At 44.9% G+C, this 22,280-nt stretch carries 16 protein-coding genes; 14 read left to right on the top strand and 2 right to left on the bottom strand.

The window, feature by feature from the left end; genetic code table 11:
• Positions 1-53 precede the first annotated feature (53 nt).
• The 12 genes from ACQRCC_RS03870 (at position 54) to ACQRCC_RS03815 (ending at position 16,630) form a co-directional block, all read left to right on the top strand.
• Positions 54-1,898: a peptidoglycan D,D-transpeptidase FtsI family protein gene (locus ACQRCC_RS03870; protein ID WP_427849482.1), complete on the top strand. Its 1,845-nt coding sequence runs from the start codon at positions 54-56 to the stop codon at positions 1,896-1,898.
• A gap of 57 nt (positions 1,899-1,955) precedes the next feature.
• The gene (locus tag ACQRCC_RS03865; protein ID WP_427849481.1) at positions 1,956-3,680 is read left to right on the top strand and encodes a peptidoglycan D,D-transpeptidase FtsI family protein; all 1,725 of its coding nucleotides are present in this window, start codon (positions 1,956-1,958) and stop codon (positions 3,678-3,680) included.
• A 61-nt stretch (positions 3,681-3,741) separates the two neighbouring features.
• Entirely contained in the window at positions 3,742-4,698 is a 957-nt protein-coding gene (gene mraY, locus ACQRCC_RS03860) for a phospho-N-acetylmuramoyl-pentapeptide-transferase (protein WP_427849480.1), read from the top strand.
• Between the two features lie 42 nt (positions 4,699-4,740).
• Entirely contained in the window at positions 4,741-6,093 is a 1,353-nt protein-coding gene (gene murD / locus ACQRCC_RS03855) for a UDP-N-acetylmuramoyl-L-alanine--D-glutamate ligase (RefSeq protein WP_427849479.1), read from the top strand.
• A gap of 14 nt (positions 6,094-6,107) precedes the next feature.
• Positions 6,108-7,190, top strand: coding sequence for an FtsW/RodA/SpoVE family cell cycle protein (locus ACQRCC_RS03850; RefSeq protein WP_427849478.1), 1,083 nt, complete (start codon positions 6,108-6,110; stop codon positions 7,188-7,190).
• 206 nt (positions 7,191-7,396) lie between these two features.
• Positions 7,397-8,323, top strand: coding sequence for a cell division protein FtsQ/DivIB (locus ACQRCC_RS03845; RefSeq protein ID WP_427849477.1), 927 nt, complete (start codon positions 7,397-7,399; stop codon positions 8,321-8,323).
• Between the two features lie 200 nt (positions 8,324-8,523).
• Entirely contained in the window at positions 8,524-9,732 is a 1,209-nt protein-coding gene (gene ftsZ / locus ACQRCC_RS03840; protein ID WP_427849476.1) for a cell division protein FtsZ, read from the top strand.
• 179 nt (positions 9,733-9,911) lie between these two features.
• Complete coding sequence (locus ACQRCC_RS03835; protein WP_427849475.1) at positions 9,912-10,703, top strand: sigma-E processing peptidase SpoIIGA; 792 nt, start codon at positions 9,912-9,914, stop codon at positions 10,701-10,703.
• Positions 10,704-10,719: 16 nt separating this feature from the next.
• On the top strand, positions 10,720-11,460 hold the full coding sequence (gene sigE / locus ACQRCC_RS03830; RefSeq protein WP_427849474.1) for an RNA polymerase sporulation sigma factor SigE: 741 nt from the start codon (positions 10,720-10,722) through the stop codon (positions 11,458-11,460).
• Positions 11,461-11,518: 58 nt separating this feature from the next.
• The gene (locus ACQRCC_RS03825) at positions 11,519-13,132 is read left to right on the top strand and encodes an MBL fold metallo-hydrolase RNA specificity domain-containing protein (protein WP_427849473.1); all 1,614 of its coding nucleotides are present in this window, start codon (positions 11,519-11,521) and stop codon (positions 13,130-13,132) included.
• Between the two features lie 2 nt (positions 13,133-13,134).
• Complete coding sequence (locus tag ACQRCC_RS03820; protein WP_427849472.1) at positions 13,135-14,889, top strand: ABC transporter ATP-binding protein; 1,755 nt, start codon at positions 13,135-13,137, stop codon at positions 14,887-14,889.
• Positions 14,777-16,630, top strand: a complete 1,854-nt coding sequence (locus ACQRCC_RS03815; protein ID WP_427849562.1) for an ABC transporter ATP-binding protein — start codon at positions 14,777-14,779, stop codon at positions 16,628-16,630. Before ACQRCC_RS03820 ends, ACQRCC_RS03815 begins: the two co-directional genes overlap by 113 nt.
• A gap of 561 nt (positions 16,631-17,191) precedes the next feature.
• Here ACQRCC_RS03815 and ACQRCC_RS03810 read toward each other — a convergent pair.
• Positions 17,192-18,817, bottom strand: coding sequence for a Na/Pi cotransporter family protein (locus tag ACQRCC_RS03810; RefSeq protein WP_427849471.1), 1,626 nt, complete (start codon positions 18,815-18,817; stop codon positions 17,192-17,194).
• 18 nt (positions 18,818-18,835) lie between these two features.
• A complete protein-coding gene (locus ACQRCC_RS03805; protein ID WP_427849470.1) occupies positions 18,836-20,479 on the bottom strand; it encodes a SulP family inorganic anion transporter in 1,644 nt (547 codons plus the stop codon).
• A gap of 240 nt (positions 20,480-20,719) precedes the next feature.
• Here ACQRCC_RS03805 and sigG point away from each other — a divergent pair, with 240 nt between their 5' ends.
• Both sigG and ACQRCC_RS03795 read left to right on the top strand, forming a co-directional pair.
• Complete coding sequence (gene sigG, locus ACQRCC_RS03800; protein WP_427849469.1) at positions 20,720-21,496, top strand: RNA polymerase sporulation sigma factor SigG; 777 nt, start codon at positions 20,720-20,722, stop codon at positions 21,494-21,496.
• Between the two features lie 127 nt (positions 21,497-21,623).
• Positions 21,624-22,274 (top strand): HAD family hydrolase, encoded by a 651-nt coding sequence (locus tag ACQRCC_RS03795; protein WP_427849468.1) that lies wholly within the window; start codon positions 21,624-21,626, stop codon positions 22,272-22,274.
• Positions 22,275-22,280: the final 6 nt, after the last annotated feature.

Raw genomic sequence — 22,280 nt, 5'->3', positions numbered from 1 at the left:
ATAATATGGGCTTAAGGGTAAAAAAATACCTGAAAAAAAAGTTTCCCAAATTTATGCAGAAAAAGCTAGTATTGCTCTATGTAGCGATTATACTAGCTTTTGTTATTCTGATAGGGCGGATTACATATATAAATGCGTCCAGTGGAGACAAATATACAAAACTGGTTCTGGATCAGCAGCAGTATGACAGCAGAACTATCCCCTACAAGAGGGGAGATATTGTAGACCGTAATGGAACAAAGCTGGCGACCAGTGAAAGAGTGTACAATGTGATTCTGGATGTTAAGGCTATGCTCAGTAAGGATGACTATGTGGATCCTACGATCAATGTGTTGAAGGAATGCTTTGATATTCAGGAAGAAGATGTAAGGAAAGTAATGGAAGACAATCCGGACAGCCGCTATACGATATTAAAGAAAGGCGTATCATACGCAGATGCAAAAGCATTTGAAGCAGTTGACGAGGATAACGAGAACTATCCAAACGTATGCGGAATCTGGCTGGAGGAAGACTATGTCAGAACTTATCCATACAACACGCTTGCCTGTGATGTCATAGGCTTTACTGTAGATGGCAACGTGGGAAATAATGGAATAGAAGGTTATTATAATTCTGTTCTGAATGGAACGGATGGCAGAGAGTATGGATATCTGGATACAGATTCTTCTGTAGAGTGGACGGTAAAGGAGCCTAATAATGGCGAGACAGTGGTGTCTACCATCGATGTTCAGGTACAGAGTATTGTAGAAAAGCATATCCTGGCATTTAATGAGGCTCATAAGAATCTGGCAACACCAGGAGAAGGAAGTAAGAATACGGCTGTAATCGTGATGAACCCTCAGAACGGAGAAATACTTGCAGAAGCTTCTTATCCTAATTATGATTTGAATTCTCCAAGAGACCTGACTAATTATTATACGGAAGAACAGTTGAAGGCAATGTCGGATGATGAAAAACTGGATGCAATGAATTCTCTGTGGAAGAATTTCTGTATCAGTGATACTTATGAGCCGGGTTCTACTATGAAGCCATTTACTGTGGCGGCAGGATTGGAGGATGGAGCACTTACAGGAGAAGAGTATTTTTATTGCGGAGGTATGCTTCATATTGGAGATCATGACATCCATTGTATCAACAGGGATGGACATGGAAATCAGTCTCTTAGTGAAGCAGTCCAGAATTCCTGTAATGTGGCATTGATGCAGATAGCAGAGATGGTCGGGGCGGAAGAATTCTGTAAATATCAGCATATATTTGGATTTGGTGAGCTTACAGGAATTGACCTTCCCGGAGATGCATCTACGGAAGGACTTTTGTATACACCGGAAAATATGGATGCTGCCAGTTTGGCAACCAATGCATTTGGACAGAATTTTAATGTGACCATGACCCAGCTTGCAGCCGGCTTCTGTTCTTTGATCAACGGAGGGGATTATTACCAGCCTCATATCGTTAAGCAGATTCAGGACAGTAATGGAAATGTCATTGAAAATAAAGATCCGGTGCTGGTGAAACGTACGGTTTCCAGGGAAACCAGCGAGCTGGTCAAGCAATATATGCGGGGAGTTGTACAGAATACCAGTGGTAAGCTTGCGAATATCGAAGGATATGAGGTGGGAGGCAAGACCGGTACGGCAGAGAAACTTCCACGTTCGGAAGGAAAGAACCTTGTTTCCTTTATCGGCTATGCTCCACAGGAAAAACCGGAGATTATGGTATACGTGGTAATTGATGAGCCGAATGATTACGATCAGGCACAGAGTTCTTTTGCAGTTCAGATGGCAAGTGACATTATGCAGGAAATTTTCCCGTATCTTGGGATTACAAAGTCTGAAACGGCAGATGCCGGTACAGCGGATACAGAGGATGTTTCTTCAGAAGAATACTACGAGGAATAAAGAATAACCTTGCAGAACCGTTAATAAGTTATAAAAACGGATTCTGTGAGGTTTTTTTTGAAAAATAAAACATATAACAGGAAAAAGATTCTGGTGGTTTTCCTGTGTGCCATGTTCATTATTTTTTTTCTGATCGGCAGGCTGGTATATCTGATGGTGTTTGATGCGGAATACTATCAAAAGAAGGCAGAAGCTCTGCATGAAAGGGAAAGGGAGATTAAGGCGGCGCGTGGAGAAATCATAGATGCCGGCGGAAATGTCCTGGCTACCAATCGGACAGTGTGCACTATTTCCGTGATCCACAGTCAGATTACGGATCCGGAAGGGGTGATAAAGGCTTTGTCAGAGACTCTGGAGATGGACGAAAAGACGGTCAGAAAAAGGGTGGAGAAGGTATCATCCATGGAGAGGATCAAGACAAATGTGGATAAGGAAACAGGAGATGTTATCCGTAACATGGAACTGGATGGTGTGAAGGTGGATGAGGATTTCAAACGTTATTATCCTTATAATGAACTTGCTTCCACAGTATTGGGATTTACCGGGGGAGATAATCAGGGAATTATCGGTCTGGAAGTTCGGTATGAGGATGTGCTTAAAGGCAAGAATGGCAGGATACTTACTACAACGGATGCCAGAGGAGTAGAGCTTGATCAGGTGGCGGAAGACCGGGTGGAGCCTGTAGCGGGAAATACTCTCCAGATCAGTCTGGATTACAATATCCAGATGTATGCACAGCAGATGGCAGAGAAGGTTATGGAGGAAAAACAGGCGGATGGAGTTTCTATTTTGTTGATGAATCCTCAGAATGGAGAAATACTTGCCATGGTAAATGTGCCGGAATTTAATCTGAATGATCCGTTTACCCTGAATACAGGAGTTGATGAATCCACACTGACGGATGAGCAGAAACAGGATGCTCTGAATCAGATGTGGCGCAATCGGTGCATCAATGATACTTATGAACCGGGCTCTACTTTTAAGATTATTACCGCATCTGCCAGTCTGGAGGCGGGGGTGGTGAAGCTGGATGACGGGTTCAGCTGCCCGGGTTACCGGGTGGTAGAAGACAGAAAAATCCGGTGTCACAAGGTGGGAGGTCACGGAGCTGAGACCTTTGTGGAAGGGGTACAAAATTCCTGTAATCCGGTGTTCATAGATATTGGGCTGAGGCTTGGTGTGGACCGGTTTTGTGGGTACTATGATCAGTTTGGCCTGATGGATCTTACTGGAATAGACCTGCCGGGAGAGGCATCTACCATAATGCATAAAAAAGAAAATATAGGGCTTGTGGAGCTGGCGACTATGTCCTTTGGGCAGTCTTTTCAGATTACGCCTGTCCAGCTTGCCACTACCGTGAGCTCTCTGATCAATGGAGGACGGAGAGTGACCCCTCATTTTGGCGTGAGGGTTTTAGATAAAGAGGGGGAGGAAGTGAAAACATTTTCTTATGGGAAGGGAGAGAGAATTCTCTCAGAGGAAACCTCTGCAACCATGAGGACAATACTGGAAAGCGTGGTTTCGGAGGGGTCAGGAAAAAATGCAGCTGTAGAGGGATACCGCATTGGCGGTAAGACGGCTACATCTCAGACACTTCCCAGAAGTGCCAATAAATATATCTCTTCATTTGTTGGATTTGTACCGGCAGATGATCCTCAGATTCTGGGCATGTGTGTGATATATAATCCTCAGGGAGTATATTATGGTGGTACCATAGCAGCCCCCGTAATCGGAAATATTTTCGAGAATATCCTTCCCTATCTTGGCATTGAAAAAGAGTAGAAAATGCAGTATACTATTGTAGGTTAAAAAAGAAAAAACGAAAGAGACGAAGAGGTGTGTTATGGATTATAAAGTGTTTATACCGGTGCTGATATCGTTTACAATCAGTGTGATTCTGGGACCGCTGGTCATTCCGGTTCTGCGCAGGCTTAAGATGGGCCAGACTGAGAGAGAAGAGGGTGTGCAGTCCCATCTGAAGAAAGCGGGAACTCCGACGATGGGCGGAGTGATCATTCTTTTGAGTGTGGTTGTGACATCCGTGTTGTATATTAAGGATTATCCGAAGATTATCCCGATTCTGTTTGTGACTCTCGGATTTGGACTGATCGGATTCCTGGATGATTATCTGAAGGTTGTTCTGAAACGTTCAGACGGACTTTTTCCGAAACAGAAGATGGCGCTTCAGATTCTGGTTACAGCTGTTTTTGCGTTTTATATCGTGAAGTTTACGGATGTGTCACTGGAGATCCTGATACCGTTTTCCGGAGGCAAATTCCTGAATATTGGCTGGCTTGCAATTCCGGTTCTTTTCTTTGCGGTGATCGGAACAGTAAATGGTGTGAATTTTACGGATGGTCTGGATGGTCTTGCTTCCAGTGTGACCGTGCTGGTAGCGACCTTCTTTACAGTGGTTGCAATCGGAACCCAAAGCGGTATTGAGCCTGTCACTTGTGCGGTAGTAGGCGCCCTGCTTGGATTTTTGCTGTTTAATGTGTATCCGGCCAGTGTGTTTATGGGAGATACCGGTTCTCTGGCACTTGGAGGCTTTGTAGCATCTACGGCCTATATGCTGCAGATGCCGCTGTTTATTATGATTGTTGGACTGATTTATCTGGTTGAGGTATTATCTGTAATCATCCAGGTGACCTATTTTAAGAAAACCGGAGGCAAGAGAATCTTTAAGATGGCTCCGATCCATCATCATTTCGAGCTGTGCGGCTGGTCAGAGACAAGGGTAGTGGCTGTATTTTCAATTATTACTGCGATTCTCTGTCTGATTGCACTGATGGCAATGTAGAAGGTATTTTCCCGAAAAAAGGGATAAAATTAGGAGGATGACATGTTAGTGGAAGGAAAAAAAGTTCTGGTATTCGGTTCCGGTATCAGTGGAATCGGGGCTGCAGGACTTCTGGAAGAACGTGGAGCGGATGTTGTACTTTACGATGGAAATGATAAGCTTAACAGGGAAGAACTTCGGGCAAAGCTCGGAGCGGAAAGTAAGGCGGAAATCGTGCTTGGTGAGTGCCCTGAGGAACTGATCAGGAGTCTGGATATAGTGGTTATCAGTCCGGGTGTGCCGACAGATCTTCCGGTGGTTAACCGGATGCGGGAGTGCGGTATTCCGATTATTGGCGAGATTGAGCTCGCTTATGAACTGGGTAAGGGCGAGGTCCTTGCAATCACTGGAACCAATGGAAAGACTACAACGACTGCACTTCTGGGTGAGATTATGAAACGTGCCTCAGACAGTGCATTTGTGGTAGGAAATATCGGGAATCCGTATACTACGGTAGTGGATGAGACCAGAGAGGATTCTGTAATTGTTGCGGAGATGAGCAGTTTCCAGCTGGAAACGATCGTGACATTCCGTCCGAGAGTGTCCGCAATCCTGAATATCACACCGGATCATCTGAACCGTCATCATACGATGGAGGCTTATATTGAGGCGAAGATGAATGTGGCAAAGAATCAGACGAAGGATGATGTCTGTGTCCTGAATTATGAGGATGAGGTTCTGAGAAAATTTGGTGAAGAAGTGACGGCAGAGGTTCTATATTTCAGCAGCCGGCGTAAACTGGAGAAAGGCATTTATCTGGAGGATGGTAATATTATCTATAGGAATCCGGAAGAATGTCTGGTATGTAATGTGGAGGAACTGAAGCTTCTGGGAACCCACAATTATGAAAATGTAATGGCGGCAGTGGCTATGGCAGCTTCCTATGGCGTAGATATGGATGTGATCCGTGAGACCATTCGCGATTTTGCCGGAGTAGAACACCGGATAGAATTTGTGGCAGAAAAGAACGGAGTTGCCTATTATAATGATTCGAAGGGAACGAATCCGGATGCTGCGATTAAGGGGATTCAGGCAATGCGCCGTCCAACCATGCTGATCGGAGGAGGATACGATAAGGATTCCTCTTATAAGGAGTGGATTGAAAGCTTTGACGGCAAGGTAAAGAAGCTCGTACTTCTGGGCCAGACAAAGGAAAAAATAGCTAAAGAGGCCAGAGAATGCGGCTTCTATGATATTATTCTGGTGGACACCTTTGAAGAAGCTGTGATGACATGTGTAAAACTTGCAGAACCAGGAGATGCAGTTCTCCTCTCACCGGCGTGTGCAAGCTGGGGCATGTTTAAGAATTATGAGGAACGCGGGGATAAGTTTAAAGAAATTGTAAATTCCTTATAAGGAGTGGAGGCATATTGCCGGGTTCTAAAAAGAAAAAGTATGATTATACCCTTCTTGCAGCACTGTTTCTGCTTTTGATCCTGGGACTTGTAATTCTTTACAGTACCAGTTCATATAACGGAGAAGTTAAATTTCATGATTCACTTTATTATCTGAAGAAACAGCTGTTTGCTACCAGCCTCGGGATTACGGCAATGTTTGTGATGGCCAACACAGATTATCATGTCTGGCGGCGTTTTGCTGTTCCGGCATATCTGGCGGCAATTCTGTTGTCAGTGGCTGTGATATTTGTGGGTGATGAGTATAATGGGTCCAAAAGATGGCTGTCTTTGGGCCCCTTTTCTTTTCAGCCGTCTGAATTTGCAAAAGTGGCGGTCATTCTGTTTCTTGCCCATTTAGTGACGAAACACGTGAAGAAGATGGGCAGTGTGAAGATGCTTTTTGGGATTATGCTGAGCATTCTGCCAATCGTGGGACTTGTAGGTGCCAGCAATTTAAGTACTGCTATTATAATTCTTGGAATCGGAGTCATCCTCGTATTCATTGCCAGTCCCAAATATGCTCAGTTTATCTGGATGGGAGGTCTGGGTGTCGGATTTATGGGGATTTTTCTGGCGCTTGAGAGCTATCGTCTGGAACGGCTGGCAATCTGGCGTAATCCTGAAGCCTATGAGAAAGGATATCAGACACTTCAGGGGCTGTATGCCATCGGTTCCGGCGGATTATTTGGCAGGGGACTCGGTCAGAGCGTACAGAAGCTGGGCTTTGTGCCGGAGGCGCAAAATGATATGATTTTTTCGATAGTCTGCGAAGAATTGGGGTTGTTTGGCGCGGGATTTGTACTGATCCTGTTTTTGATACTGATCTGGAGATTCTTTGTGATAGCTACCCATGCCAGCGATTTGTTTGGAGCCCTGATTGCGTCCGGAGCGATGGCACATATGATGATTCAGGTAATATTGAATATTGCCGTCGTTACAAATACCATTCCCAATACGGGGATTACCTTACCCTTTATCAGTTATGGAGGTACGTCGGTAGTATTTCTTCTATTAGAAATGGGGCTTGTCTTAAGTGTGTCATCTCTGGTAGAATGAACCCTAGGGAGAAATGGACACAAATCGGATGTTTACATTCGATTTTGTGTCTATGGGGACCGCTAAATCATGAAGAAGTAGCCATTTTTGTAAAAAATGAGCGGATTCTGAATGATTTCATCGATTTTGGGAGTGCGATAGCACGTAAAAATCGATGTTGGGTTCATTCGTTGCCTAATTCATAGTATAAAATTGGAGGAAACCATATGAGTGGTCAGAAAAAAATGAGCCATAAAATATATGCTCTGGTGGTTATCGTACTGGGGATCATTATTTTCGCGCTTTCGTTTTTTCTGCTTTTTTATGTACAGAAGATGGAAGTCAGTGGAAATGAGTATACGGAAAGTCAGGCAATCATCGATGTGGTGAAAAAGGATCCCTGTTCAGTGAATTCTCTGTATCTTTATGGAAAATATCGTCTGAAAAAAGATACGGGTATGCCTGGAAGCCTGGACGCTGTGAAAGTAAGCTTAAAAGCTCCATGGTCTGTTAATATCAAGGTGACAGAAAAGGAAATTGTAGGCTATATATTGGCGGATGAAGGTTATGCATATTTTGACAAAGATGGAACGGTTGTTTTAGAATCTTTGGAAGTGAGAGAGAATGTGCCTTTCATACAGGATCTGGAAGTAGAAGAAGTGACATTATATAAAACACTGAAATGTAAGGATGAAAAGCTTCTGAAGGCTGTTCTGGATGTGACGAAAGAACTTCAGAATTATGAACTGACGCCGGATAAGATTACCTGTACGGATTCAGGTGTATGCCTGTATTTTGAAAATATCTGTGTATCTCTTGGGAAAAAGGTGACTTCCGATAAGATGGCACAGATTGCACCGATTCTTGCAAAACTTTCCGGGCAGACGGGAACCCTTCATCTGGAGCATTATGAGGATGAGGGTAGTGGAACCATTACATTCAAGGTGGGAGAACTTCCGGGAGTGGAACCGCAGGAACCTGCACCAACGGATGAGCAGCAGGTACAGGAAGAAGGTACCGGCGATGAAGAGGATGGATATTATGATGAATCCTATGGAGAATATTATGATGAGTCCTATGATGAATATTATGATGAAAGCTACGATGAGTCCTACAATGACGGTTATGGTTACGATGAAAGCGATGATTATTAAAAGAAATTGAATAAAATGAGTGAAAAACCGTAAAAATAGGTAAAATTCTATTGATATTTCAAACGAAAACTTATATTATATACTATATATGGCGGGTTCTGTAAACCGTGACAGGTGTTGGGCGCGTCAGCGGCATTCGATGAGACGGTTGTCGTTATTGGGATGTATAGATAATAAGGATAACAAAGGAGGAGAAACCCTTGCTAGAAATTAAAACAAACGAATCAGAAGCAGCGGCAAAGATAATTGTTGTTGGAGTGGGCGGAGGCGGAAATAACGCTGTAAACCGAATGATTGATGAACAGATTGCCGGTGTTGAATTTATTGCAATTAATACAGATAAACAGGCTTTGCAGCTGTGTAAGGCTCCAACCCTTATGCAGATCGGTGATAAGATTACCAAAGGACTTGGCGCCGGTGCAAGACCGGAGATTGGTGAGAAAGCAGCAGAAGAGAGCGCAGAGGAAATATCTGCAGCATTGAAAGGTGCAGATATGGTATTTGTTACCTGTGGTATGGGAGGCGGTACCGGTACCGGTGCAACTCCTGTTGTAGCACGTATCGCGAAGGAACAGGGAGCACTCACAGTAGGTGTTGTTACAAAACCTTTCCGTTTTGAGTCCAAAACACGTATGAATAATGCGCTTGCAGGAATTGAAAAGTTAAAAGAGAGTGTAGATACACTGATTGTTATCCCGAATGATAAACTGCTGGAAGTTGTAGACAGAAGAACTACTATGCCGGAAGCATTGAAGAAGGCTGATGAGGTTCTTCAGCAGGGTATTCAGGGTATCACAGACCTGATTAATGTTCCGTCTCTGATTAACCTTGACTTTGCCGATGTTCAGACCGTTATGACGGACAAGGGTATTGCGCATATTGGTATCGGACAGGGCCGAGGCGACGATAAGGCACTTGAAGCAGTAAAACAGGCTGTTGCCAGCCCGCTGCTTGAGACAACTATTGCAGGTGCATCTCATGTTATTATTAATGTATCCGGTGATATCACACTTATGGATGCATCTGATGCGGCAGAGTATGTTCAGGAACTGGCAGGAGAAGATGCTAATATCATCTTTGGTGCTATGTATGACGATTCCAAAGCTGATGAGGCTACTATTACTGTAATTGCCACGGGATTACATAACGTAGGTGGTTCTTCTTCCAAGCTGAAATCCAGACTGGAAGGTGTACAGCGCCAGACTATGGTTCCGCCGGCATCTAATTATGATAGACCTGTACATGCATCTAAAGTAGATATGGGAGCAGCTCCGACTATGGGTGGAGGAACAACGCAGGTTCCGAGAAGACCGGTTGGAGGCACAGTGCCTACATTGGACACACCAAGAACACCGACTGCGAAAGTAAAAGAGCAGTCTATTAAGATACCGGACTTTTTTAAGAAGTAAATAAGGTGATACAAGAGTTCCGCTTGCGGAACTCTTTTTTTGAACTATTTTTGGGAACAATCTCTTTTTCTGTCGAGCGAATCTTTTTTCTTTTCCCCATCTTCTGACAAATTCCTTTTTCTCATTCTCCTATAATAAATCATGCCAGTGGCATTCTTGAATAAGAGAGAAGGTGGAATGTGTACTATGAATTGTATATAGACGTGCTGTTTCTTGTGAATTTTATGATGGATTTTATTCTTTTGCTTCTGGTGCGGCGAATACTGAAATTTTCTGCTTCGTATGGAAATATCTGTCTGGGAGCATTAGCGGGATCCATTCTTACCTGTGCAGCAGTGGCAATTCCGATTCCTTACTCGTTTATTAAATTTATATGGTTTCATGCAGTTGTGAATGTGGTAATGCTTATGACAGCTTTCAGAACAGGATGGAGAAAAAAGCTGTGGAAAGGGCTGGGGGCGCTCTATATCTGTGGATTTATACTGGGAGGAATACTGGAATTTCTGGGTCAGTATATCAGTCCTTATATAAAAGCCGGAAGTCTTTTTTTTGCGGTGGCAGTAGCAGGTTATTACATTTCGTCGGCAGTGCTGAATCTAATGACGTCATTTTTGCATTTTGGCGAATTCCATTGTCCGGTGACGCTTTACGTCGGAAATAAGCGGTGTGAGATTCAGGCGATTGTAGATACAGGGAATCATTTAAAGGATGGTCTGACAGGGAAGGCAGTTAGTGTGATGGGCCGTCAGACTGCCGAAAATCTTTTCGGAGGGAAAATGCCGGAAAAATTTCGCTATATCCCCTATCACTCGATAGGAAAAAAATCCGGAGTAATTCCAGTAGTAACGCTGGACTGGATGTGTATCGGCGGGGAAGAAGAACAGTGGATAGAGAGCCCCCTTGTGGGAATCAGTGAAACAGATATTTCATCAGATGGGGAATATGATCTGATCATAAATCCCGATGTATAAGAAGGAGGATGGAGACATGGTAATTAATATGAGTGCACCAAATCAGTTTAAATTAAAAATGATGCCGGGATTTCGGACAATATTATTTCAGGAAAAAAAGGATGTTCATTATATCGGAGGTTCGGAAATTCTTCCGGCTCCTCTGGAAGTTGAGGAAGAGGTGGAAATGATACATAAGCTCGGGACAAAGGAGGATGAAGATGCGAAGAAAATATTGATTGAGCATAATCTCAGACTGGTCGTGTATATTGCAAAGAAATTTGACAATACGGGCGTAGGTGTGGAGGATCTGATTTCTATTGGGACAATTGGACTGATCAAGGCAATCAATACATTTAATCCCCAGAAAAAGATTAAGCTGGCTACTTACGCATCCCGCTGTATTGAAAATGAAATATTAATGTATCTTCGCAGAAATAATAAGACAAAGATGGAGGTATCTATTGATGAACCTCTGAATGTGGACTGGGATGGAAATGAACTTCTTCTGTCAGATATACTGGGGACGGAAGAAGATACGATTTATAAAGATATGGAAAATGAAGCAGAAAGGAAGATTTTGATAAAGGCTCTTGGGCGCCTTACGGGAAGAGAGCAGACAATTATTAAAATGAGATTTGGAATCGGAATGCCGGATGGGGAAGAGAGAACACAAAAAGAGGTGGCTGATCTTCTGGGAATCTCACAGTCCTATATTTCCAGGCTGGAAAAGAAGATTATGCAGCGCCTGAAGCGGGAGATGGTAAAGTATTCATAAAAGTCCGTAGTCACAGAGTGGGAAAGGTGGTACAATAAAAGAAAAAGGGGTTGTGCGTATGAAACTTGAATTTATTGGTGCTGCCCACGAAGTGACCGGAAGCTGCCATCTTCTGAGGGCGTGTGGAAAAAATATATTGATTGACTGTGGAATGGAGCAGGGGCCGGATCTGTATGAGAATCAGGCAATACCAGTTACTGCCGGGGAGATTGATTATGTGCTGCTTACGCATGCTCATATCGATCATTCCGGAAAAATCCCTCTTCTTTGTAAACAGGGATTTCAAGGAGAAATCGTGACGACATTTGCTACCTCAGATCTGTGTAGTATCATGCTTCGTGACAGTGCGCATATTCAGGAGTTTGAAGCAGAGTGGAGAAACCGGAAGGCGAAGCGAAGCGGAGAACCGGAGTATGAGCCGATGTATACCATGGCAGATGCAGATGCGGCAATCGGGCTTCTTGCCCCCTGTGATTATAATCAGAAGATTGAACTTTGCCCGGGTATTGAGGTTAGATTTAATGATGTAGGTCATTTGCTGGGCTCCGCCAGTATAGAGGTGTGGGTGACAGAGGACGATCTGACGAAAAAGATTGTATTTTCCGGAGATGTAGGCAATGTGAATCAGCCGATCATCCGGGATCCTCAGAGGGTAAAGGAAGCCGATTATGTGGTAATCGAATCTACATACGGAGACCGTACTCACGGAGATGAGATACCGGATTATGTGTCAGAGTTTACCAGGATACTGAGAGAGACATTTCTTCGAGGAGGAAATGTGGTGATTCCATCTTTTGCAGTGGGACGTACTCAGGAAATCCTGTATTTTATCCGGGAAATAAAGGAAAAGAATCTTCTGCCCGAATATCCGAATTTTGAGGTGTATGTGGATAGTCCGCTTGCGATTGAAGCAACGAATGTATTTAATAAGAATGTAAAATCCTGCTTTGATGAGGAAGCAATGGAGCTGGTTGAGAAAGGAATCAATCCGCTGATTTTTCCGGGACTTAAGACGACCATCACAAGTGAGGAATCGAAACTGATTAATTTTGATGATAAGCCGAAGGTGATCGTGTCTGCATCAGGTATGTGTGAGGCGGGCAGGATCCGGCATCATCTGAAGCATAATCTGTGGAGACCGGAATGTACTATATGCTTTGTGGGATATCAGGCTGTGGGAACGCTGGGAAGAAAATTGATTGAAGGTGCGGATTGTGTGAAGCTTTTTGGAGAGAATATTACAGTAAATGCGAAAATTGAATCTCTGAAGGGTATCAGTGGTCATGCGGATATGAATGGACTTCTGAACTGGCTGAAGGGATTTGACAGAAAGCCGGATCGGGTTATGGTAGTGCATGGCGAGGATACGGTGACAGATCATTTCGCAGAACTTGTGCAGGAGACGATTGGTTGCCCGGCATTTGCACCGTATTCCGGAGGCTGCGTAGACCTGGCTGCTAATACGGTGGTAAGCGAAGGAATCCGGATGCCGAAGAAGGCGGTGGAGAAGCCTGCAAAGGCAAGGGCATCCATGGCATTCAACCGTGTTGTTGCGGCTGCAAAACGGTTGATGGCTGTTGTGCTTAAGAATGAAGGGCTTGCCAATAAGGAGCTTGCCAAGTTCGAGACCCAGATTAATAATCTGGCAGATAAATGGGACAGGGAAGATTAGACATGAAGAGATTATTAAAATATTTAGGAGAACACAAAGTGAAGGCGGTGATTGCACCGCTCTTCAAATGTCTGGAGGCGTGTTTTGAATTGTTTGTTCCGCTGGTAGTAGCGAGCATGATTGATGATGGAATACGCCGTTCAGACAATGAGCATATTATAAAGATGGCGGGACTATTGCTTTTGCTGGCACTGATTGGGCTTGCCTGTTCAATTACGGCGCAGTATTTTGCGGCAAAGGTAGCGATTCAGTCCGGAACGGGCATGAGGCGTGATCTGTTCGGACACATTATGAGTCTGGAGTATTCCAATATTGACGAGGTGGGAACATCTACGCTGATTACGAGAATGACGGCAGATATCAATCAGGTGCAGACAGGAATTAACATGTTTCTGCGTCTGTTTATGCGTTCTCCTTTTATTGTATTTGGAGCCATGATCATGGCATTTACGGTGGACAGGGAAGCGGCACTGGTATTTGTGGTAGCTATACCGGTGATGGCAGTCATCGTATTTTCCATTATGTTGTATTCCATGCCTCTTTATAAGAAAGTGCAGAAGCAGCTGGATCGGGTTATGCTGATTACAAGAGAGAATCTGCAGGGGGCCCGGGTGGTGAGAGCTTTTAACCGTCAGAATCAGGAAATGGAGACGTTTAAGGAGGAAAATGATGCGCTGGTATCCTTCCAGGTATTTGTGGGAAAGATTTCTGCGCTGATGAATCCACTGACTTATGTGGTGGTTAATGTGGCTGTCGTTGTTCTGCTCTATATGGGAGGGCAGAGAGTTCAGATTGGCAGTCTGACACAGGGGCAGGTGGTAGCACTGGTGAATTATATGTCGCAGATTCTGGTGGAGCTGATCAAACTGGCCGATTTTATAATTCTTATGTCCAAGGCCTTTGCCTGTCTGTCCAGAATTAATGCTGTGTTCGATATGAAGCCGGCTGTCGATGATGAAGAAGCTGCAACCGGCAAAACGGAAATTCTGTCTTCTGGTAGCAGGAAGCCGATTCTGGAATTCAGTCATGTAGGCTTCACATACAGGGGAAGCGCCCAGCCGGTGCTTCAGGATGTGGATTTTTCTGTGAATCCGGGAGAAATGATTGGTGTCATCGGTGGTACCGGAAGTGGTAAGTCTACGTTGATCAATCTGATTCCCCGTTTTTATGATGTGACAGATGGAGAAATTCGTTTTGGCGGAATGCCGCTCTCGAAAATGAAGATTTCTTCACTCAGAGACAGAATAGGAGTAGTTCCACAGAAGGCGGTTCTTTTTAAAGGAACGCTGCGGGAAAATATGCAGTGGGGAAGAGAAGAGGCGACAGATGGAGAGATTCGGGAAGCACTTGCGGCAGCCCAGGCTTTGGCCTTTGTGGAGGAAAAGCAGGAAGGGCTGGATATGAAGATCGAGCAGAACGGCAGAAATTTAAGCGGAGGCCAGAGACAGAGGCTTACTATAGCAAGAGCACTGGTTCGCAGACCGGAGATCCTGATTCTGGATGATTCGGCGTCTGCTCTGGATTTTGCAACAGACGCAGCCCTCAGAAAGGCAATTCGGGAACAGACCGGACAGATGACGGTATTTGTAGTATCTCAAAGGGTTTCTTCTGTTCAGAGTGCGGATAAGATTATTGTCCTGGATGATGGAAAAGTTGCAGGTGTGGGAAGTCACGAAGAGCTTCTTGAAGATTGCGAGGTTTATAAAGAAATCTGCCTTTCACAGATGTCAAAAGAGGAGGTGGAGTCCCGTGGATAAAACAAAAAAGAACAGGACAACTTTGAGAAGAATACTGCGGTATATCTCCCGATATAAGATACTGGTATTTCTGTCGATCTTTTTTTCTGCAGTTGCAGTGGGACTGACTCTGTACGTACCGATTCTCACCGGTCATGCGGTGGATCAGATTATCGGTCCGGAACAGGTGAATTTCCCGGCGCTTATGAGAATTTTACAGAAAATCCTTATCGTTACAGCGGCGATTGCGGTAGCCCAGTGGCTGAAAAATCATATTAATAATAAAGTGACTTATCACGTGGTGGAAGATATCCGTACCCGTGCTTTTAATCATATTCAGAAGCTGCCTGTAAGCTATGTGGACAACCATCCTTCCGGAGACATTGTCAGCAGGATCATTACTGACACGGATCAGTTCTCGGAGGGACTTCTGATGGGATTTACCCAGCTGTTCAGCGGTGTGGCAACCATTCTGGGGACCCTGCTCTTTATGCTGAGTATTCATCCGATGATTACACTGGTTGTAGTGGCAGTGACTCCTTTATCTTTCTTTGTGGCAAAATTTATTGCAAAAAAGACATTTACCATGTTTAAGTGCCAGTCACAGACCAGAGGAGAGATGACCTCCCTCATTGATGAGATGATTGGAAATCTGAAAGTGGTGAAAGCATTTTCACATGAAAAAGAGGGAAAAGAAGCATTTGAGAAAATCAATGAGAAGCTGGCCGGATATTCCATGAGTGCCACTTTCTTTTCTTCCATCGTGAATCCTTCCACCCGGTTTGTAAATTCCATTGTGTATGCAGCAGTTGGATTCTTTGGAGCGTTGATGGCGGTTAGAGGGCATATTACGGTCGGACAGCTAACCAGTTTTCTGAATTATGCAAATCAGTACACCAAGCCATTTAATGAGATATCCGGGGTGGTCACAGAGCTTCAGAATTCCCTTGCTTCTGCTTCCAGAGTATTTGAACTGATCGATGAACAGAAGATGAAGGAGGATGCTCCGGATGCAAGAGTGCTTACAGATGCCCGGGGCAATGTGGACATAGAGCATGTCTATTTTTCCTATACGGCAGACCGGAAACTGATCGAAGATCTGAACCTGAAAGTGAAGCCGGGACAGAGAGTAGCCATTGTAGGGCCTACCGGATGCGGAAAGTCTACGCTGATCAATCTGCTGATGCGGTTCTATGAGGTGAATCAGGGTGCGATTCGGATTGACGGAACAGACAACCGGGATATTACCAGAGAGAGCCTGAGAGCTAATTTTGGAATGGTGCTGCAGGAAACATGGCTTAAGTCCGGTACTGTGGGAGAAAATATTGCTTATGGCAAGCCGGACGCAACCAGGGAAGAAATCATCCGGGCAGCAAAAGAGGCACACTGTCACAGCTTCATCATGCGAATGCCTGATGGATATGACACGGTGCTGGGAGAGGACGGCGGTATGCTGTCACAGGGGCAGAAACAGCTGCTCTGCATCGCGAGAGTCATGCTTTGCCTGCCGCCGATGCTCATACTGGATGAGGCTACATCCTCCATCGATACCAGAACCGAGCTGAAAATCCAGAACGCCTTCGCCAAGATGATGGAAGGTAGAACATCCTTCATCGTAGCCCACCGGCTCTCCACAATCCGGGAAGCCGATGTCATCCTGGTCATGCGGGACGGCAACATCGTAGAACAGGGAAAACACGAAGACTTGCTCCGCCAAAACGGATTCTACGCAAAACTATATCAGGCCCAGTTTGCACGTTAGACATGAGGCATGCAATAACAGAAAACCGCCACCTGCTGTGTGCTCGCACACAGGCAGGGAGGCGGTTTTCTGTTATTATAGGACGAAGTCCGTGACCGAGATGAAGCGGAGCGGAATCGAGGTGCATGCCGGAGGAGGGTGAAGCCGGTGGCAGTCCTACGTGTCAGAATGCAAAAATTATAAATCCCCACGTAGAAAAAACGCAGTCCTACGTGTAAGAATGCAGAAATTCCAAATCCCCACGTAGAAAAATCGCTGTCCTACGTGCCAGAATGCAGAAATTCCAAATCCCCACGTAGAAAAAACAAAATCCTACGTGTCAGGCAGAAGAAATTGTGATTTCCCGCGTAGTAAGTGTTAAAAAGCTACGTGTCAAATAGAAAAATTTGTGATTTCCCACGTAGGAAACCTCAAAATCTACGTGTCAGATAGAAGAAAAAGGAATTTTCCGCTAAAAAAGTTCCACTGAACTTTTTTGGCGTATGCATGGCAACGTAAAAAGGGGGATGGGCGAGTTTTGAACTTGCCATCCCCCTATATCGACGGGTTAATTCAGATAGATTAATTCATCCCTGCACAGATTTCTGCCAGGTTTCTTGCGTTGTCTCCGATTCGCTCGAAGTCTGTCAAAAGTTCGGAATACAGGATGCCTTCTTCTGCCTTACAATCACCCTTCCGCGCACGTTTTAACTGCCGCTTCAGGAATTTTTTCTGCATATCGTCCATGAGAGTCTCATATCTTATGGTCTCGTAAAGCATGATATGATAATCTGCATTTACAGAGAAATGAATATGTTCCAGTATTTTCATGCTGATATCCTTCATTTTTTCAATCTCAGCCAGGGCACTGTCAGAGAAGCTGACGGACCATTTCTGCATGGAATTCAGATACTCGGCAATGTTCATTGCATGATCTCCGATTCGCTCAATGTTCCCGATAATCATATAAAAGCTGTTGATTCGTTTGGCGTCTTCTTCCGACATTTCCATCGGCATCAGACTGACAATGTATCTGGCAATCTGTTCATTCAGGAAATCGATATAGGCCTCCCGGTCAGTGATTTCTTCCAGAGATTTCATGTTTCTTGTCAGCAGTGCGTCGTAAGCTGATTTTACATTTTCTACTGCCATCTGATACATGCGGGTAACCTCCTGTTCCAGCTGGGAGATAGCGACAGCTCCATGACCCATGACATACATGCCATCAAAGGGAGCGATATACTTAAGAATTCGGTTCGGTGTTTCAGGAACTTCGCTGTCAGGAAGAATCCGCTGGGCGATTTCGGCCATCATGTTTCCAAACGGGAGTAGTAGAAGAGTGGTTACAATATTGAAGGTAGTATGTACATTTGCAACCTGCGCTACCGGGTTTGGATTTAACATTTCCATCCAGCTTACAAATGGAGTTGCCATACAGATAACGGTAAAAATTATGGTTCCGATTATGTTAAACATCAGATGGATAACGGTAGTACGTTTCGCATTTGCTTTTGTTCCGATGGAAGCAAGGACCGCTGTAATACAGGTTCCGATGTTCTGTCCAAACAGGATGAATACGGCGCTGGAGAGTGGAACCATTCCCGTCGCAGCAAGTGCCTGCAGAATTCCGACGGAGGCGGAAGAGGACTGGATAATGGCGGTAAATACAGCACCGACCAGTATGCCAATCAGAGGATTGGATGCACTGGTCATAAAACGCAGAAAAGTCTCTGAATTTTGCAGAGGCTCCATGGCATTACCCATCATTCCCATACCGATAAAGAGGACGCCAAGGCCGGCGAAAATGGAAGCGATATGTCGGGCCTTTTCGTTTTTGGAAAATAGAATGACAGTAACGCTTACAAAAGCAATTAGCGGAGCAATGGATCCGATGTCCAGTGCAATCAGCTGTCCGGTAATGGTAGTACCGATGTTGGCACCCATGATGACCCATACTGCCTGATTCAGAGTCATCAGCCCGGAATTTACAAATCCGACTACCATAACCGTGGTGGCGGAGGAAGACTGAATAACGGCAGTGATCAGAGCACCTGCCAGTACTCCTTTGATGCGGTTCGATGTTAATTTTTCCAGTATTTCTTTCATTTTATTTCCGGCGGTGGTTTCCAGACCATTACTCATCATCTGCATTCCATACAGAAAGAGTGCCAGGCCGCCAAGAAGCAGCAATACATCGCTTGTGTTCATTTTTTATTTATTATCTCCTTAACTTACAATTTCTTCTGCTCTCTGAAGAGCTGCTTCAATATTCGGCCGGAAATTCTCCTGACCGATTCTGTCGGCAAATCCGGCCTTTTTCATAGCCTTCTCCGGCTGTGGATTCACATGAGACAGAATCATGGTGATGCCAAGCTTCTGGCATTTGTTCTGTAATTCCACCAGTGCATTCAGTGACGTGGTATCAATAGAAGGAACTGCACGCATACGCAGTACCAGACATTTGGTGGAATCTTCTACGATAATCTGTTCAATAATATTGGCTGCACCGAAGAAAAGAGGACCGGTGATCTCATAAACCCGTACGCCTTTCGGAAGCTTGCGCAGGTGCTCATTTACTTCTGCGCTGTCGTCATCCACATAAGTCCAGCCGCGCACGGAGGTTTCGTCGCTCATTCGCTTTAAGAATGTCATGCAAGCCAGAACCATACCGAATTCGATTGCGATTACCAGGTCAAACACGATCGTAAGAACAAATGTAATCAGCAATACGGAAATGTCGCTCTTTGGAGAGGTCTTCAGCATATGTACAAAGGTACGCCACTGGCACATGTTGTAGGCAACCATGAAAAGGATGGCTGCGATGGTCGGCATCGGAATCAGACCGGCATAAGGCATCAGAATCACAAGGACCAGCACCAGAGTGACAGAGTGAACGATACCGGCAATCGGGGTACGTCCGCCGTTCTTAATGTTGGCTGCGGTTCTTGCGATAGCCCCCGTTGCCGGGATTCCGCCGAAGAATGCAGAGGCCATGTTGCCGGCACCCTGTGCGACAAGTTCCATGTTGGAGCGGTGTTTGCTGTTGATCATTCCATCTGCCACTACGCAGGAGAGCAGAGATTCAATCGCTGCCAGAAGTGCAATGGTAAATGCATCCGGAAGAGCGGTCTTCACCAGTTCATAGTTCACGGACGGAAGATGAAAGGTGGGAAGACTGTTACTGATGCTGTATAAATCTCCGATGGTATTTACCTGAAGAGGCAGAAGCTTTACCATGGCGATACCGCCGATGACTGCCAGCAGGGAACCGGGGATTTTCTTTGCAATGTATGGGGAAATGATGAGGATTGCAAGACTCACGATTCCCACGATCAGTGCATCCTTATTTACAGTGGAAATGCATTCTCCGAAAAGTTTCAGCTTTTCCATGGTTTCTACCGGTTTCGCCCCTTCCGGATAGGTGACACCGAAGAAATCCTTCAGCTGCCCGATGACGATGGTCACGGCGATACCAGAGGTGAAGCCGGTAGTAATACTGAAGGGGATAAATTTGATCAGGCTTCCAAACCGGCAGAATCCCATAATGATCAGGATGATTCCTGCAAGGATGGTGGCAACCATCAGGCCGTCGGTTCCGCTTTTTGCGACGATTCCCGCAACAATTGTTGCAAATGCTGCCGTCGGTCCGGCAATCTGAACTGCGCTTCCTCCCAGCGCAGAGATCACAAATCCGGCTACGATAGCAGTGAAAATACCTGCCTCCGGACCTACGCCGGAAGCCAGGGCAAGAGCAATGGACAGGGGCAGTGCGATGATGGCTACAATGATTCCTGCGGTTACATCTTTGACGAACTGTTCCCGGCTGTAGCTCTTTAATGTTGTCAGTAACATTGGTTTTAAAGTTTCCATTCCTTTTAAAAACTCCTTTTGAAATAATAGAATTATATCGTTTTTTATTCAGACACGCAAAGTATATCATACTGCCAGTTTATGGAAAAGGGAAAATGCTTGATGTGTGGAAAAAAATGCATGAATGGTATGTCAAGGGATAAAACTTTATTAAATTTTTCTATGGAACGAATACCTGAAGAATACTCGGAGCATCATTTTTACTAGATAAATCATAAATACATCTAGGAGGTTCTGATTATGGCACAGGGAAAAGTAGAAATCTGCGGAGTGAATACTTCAAAGCTTCCGATTCTGAGTGAGGAGGAGAAAGAAGAACTGTTTGCCCGCATTAAAGAGGGGGATGAGGAGGCAAAGGAGCGGTATATTAAAGGCAATCTCAGACTGGTGCTGAGCGTAATCAAGCGTTTTTCAAACAGCAATGAAAATCCGGATGATTTATTTCAGATTGGATGTATCGGTCTGATTAAAGCGATCAATAATTTTAATACAGAGCTGGATGTAAAATTCTCGACTTATGCGGTTCCTATGATCATCGGGGAAATACGCCGGTATATGAGGGATAATAATTCCATCCGGGTCAGCCGGTCTCTTCGGGATACGGCATATAAAGCTATTTACGCAAAAGAAAATTATGTGAAACAGCATCAAAAAGAGCCGACTGTCCAGGAAATTGCAGATGAGATCGGCATTTCCAAGGAGGACATTGTATTTGCACTGGATGCGATCCAGGTGCCTATGAGCCTGCAGGAACCGGTGTACAGTGACGGAGGGGATGCTTTGTATGTGATGGATCAGATCAGTGACAAGAAGAACCGGGAAGAGAAATGGATTGAGGACCTGTCCCTGGAGGCGGCTATGGAGCGACTGGGAGAAAGGGAAAGGTATATCATAAAGCTTCGTTTTTTTGAAGGAAAGACTCAGATGGAGGTTGCACAGGAGGTTCGGATATCTCAGGCTCAGGTGAGCCGGCTGGAAAAGAATGCATTAAAGCAGATGCGGCAGTACCTGTGCTGAAGAAAAATATGGCCGAAGAAAAATATGTGGACATTCCTTTGATTTTCCTGTTCCATATGGTTGCATTTTCTAATCGTTCATAATATGATATATGCATAAAAGAAAAGGAGTGAGCAGGAACGTTATTATGAGAGCTTGTATTTTTGACTTGGATGGAACACTTACAGACACTTTGGAATCCCTGACCTATTCAGTGAATCTCACACTGGAGGAGATGGGATTCCCAAAGATAACCCCGGATCAGTGCAGGAGCTTTGTTGGAAATGGAGCAAAAGTTCTGATTGAAAAGGCGCTGAAGGCATCAGGCGATGAGGGCGCATCACGGCTTAATGAGGGTATGGAAGTGTATCGGCGTATATTCGGTCAGAACTGTACATATCATGTAGCACCTTATGATGGAATCTGTCACATGCTGGAAGATCTGAAGCGTCAGAATGTGATGCTTGGAGTGCTCTCCAATAAGCCTCATGGACAGACGGTAGACGTGGTGAAGACTATTTTTGGCGAAGATGTGTTCACCTGCGTTCAGGGGCAGTGTGACGAGATCCCTAGAAAACCCGATCCGGCAGGCGTGTATCTGCTGATGGAACAGATGGGAGTCTCGAAGGAGGAATGCCTGTACGTGGGAGATTCTGAGGTAGATATCTTTACCGGGAAGGCGGCAGGTGTCAGATGCGTAGGTGTATCATGGGGCTTTCGTTCCAGAGAACTTCTGAAAGATGCCGGTGCAGAATATGTAATTGACAGACCGGAAGAATTACTACAATTCATACTATAAAACACA

It is taken from the genome of Sporofaciens sp. SGI.106 (assembly GCF_050314255.1).
GTDB lineage: Bacteria > Bacillota > Clostridia > Lachnospirales > Lachnospiraceae > Claveliimonas.
Note: the sequence above shows the minus strand (reverse complement) of the source record. Positions and strands in the feature narration are given on the sequence as shown.

Bases quoted from the DNA above. Each gene is read 5' to 3' on its own strand.
- ACQRCC_RS03825 (WP_427849473.1), top strand. From the start codon at position 11,519: ATGAAACTTGAATTTATTGGTGCTGCCCACGAAGTGACCGGAAGCTGC.
- murD (WP_427849479.1), top strand. From the start codon at position 4,741: ATGTTAGTGGAAGGAAAAAAAGTTCTGGTATTCGGTTCCGGTATCAGT.
- sigG (WP_427849469.1), top strand. From the start codon at position 20,720: ATGGCACAGGGAAAAGTAGAAATCTGCGGAGTGAATACTTCAAAGCTT.
- ACQRCC_RS03810 (WP_427849471.1), bottom strand. From the start codon at position 18,817: ATGAACACAAGCGATGTATTGCTGCTTCTTGGCGGCCTGGCACTCTTT.
- ACQRCC_RS03795 (WP_427849468.1), top strand. From the start codon at position 21,624: ATGAGAGCTTGTATTTTTGACTTGGATGGAACACTTACAGACACTTTG.
- ACQRCC_RS03870 (WP_427849482.1), top strand. From the start codon at position 54: ATGCAGAAAAAGCTAGTATTGCTCTATGTAGCGATTATACTAGCTTTT.
- mraY (WP_427849480.1), top strand. From the start codon at position 3,742: ATGGATTATAAAGTGTTTATACCGGTGCTGATATCGTTTACAATCAGT.
- ACQRCC_RS03820 (WP_427849472.1), top strand. From the start codon at position 13,135: ATGAAGAGATTATTAAAATATTTAGGAGAACACAAAGTGAAGGCGGTG.
- ACQRCC_RS03815 (WP_427849562.1), top strand. From the start codon at position 14,777: ATGGAAAAGTTGCAGGTGTGGGAAGTCACGAAGAGCTTCTTGAAGATT.
- ACQRCC_RS03845 (WP_427849477.1), top strand. From the start codon at position 7,397: ATGAGTGGTCAGAAAAAAATGAGCCATAAAATATATGCTCTGGTGGTT.
- sigE (WP_427849474.1), top strand. From the start codon at position 10,720: ATGGTAATTAATATGAGTGCACCAAATCAGTTTAAATTAAAAATGATG.
- ACQRCC_RS03805 (WP_427849470.1), bottom strand. From the start codon at position 20,479: ATGGAAACTTTAAAACCAATGTTACTGACAACATTAAAGAGCTACAGC.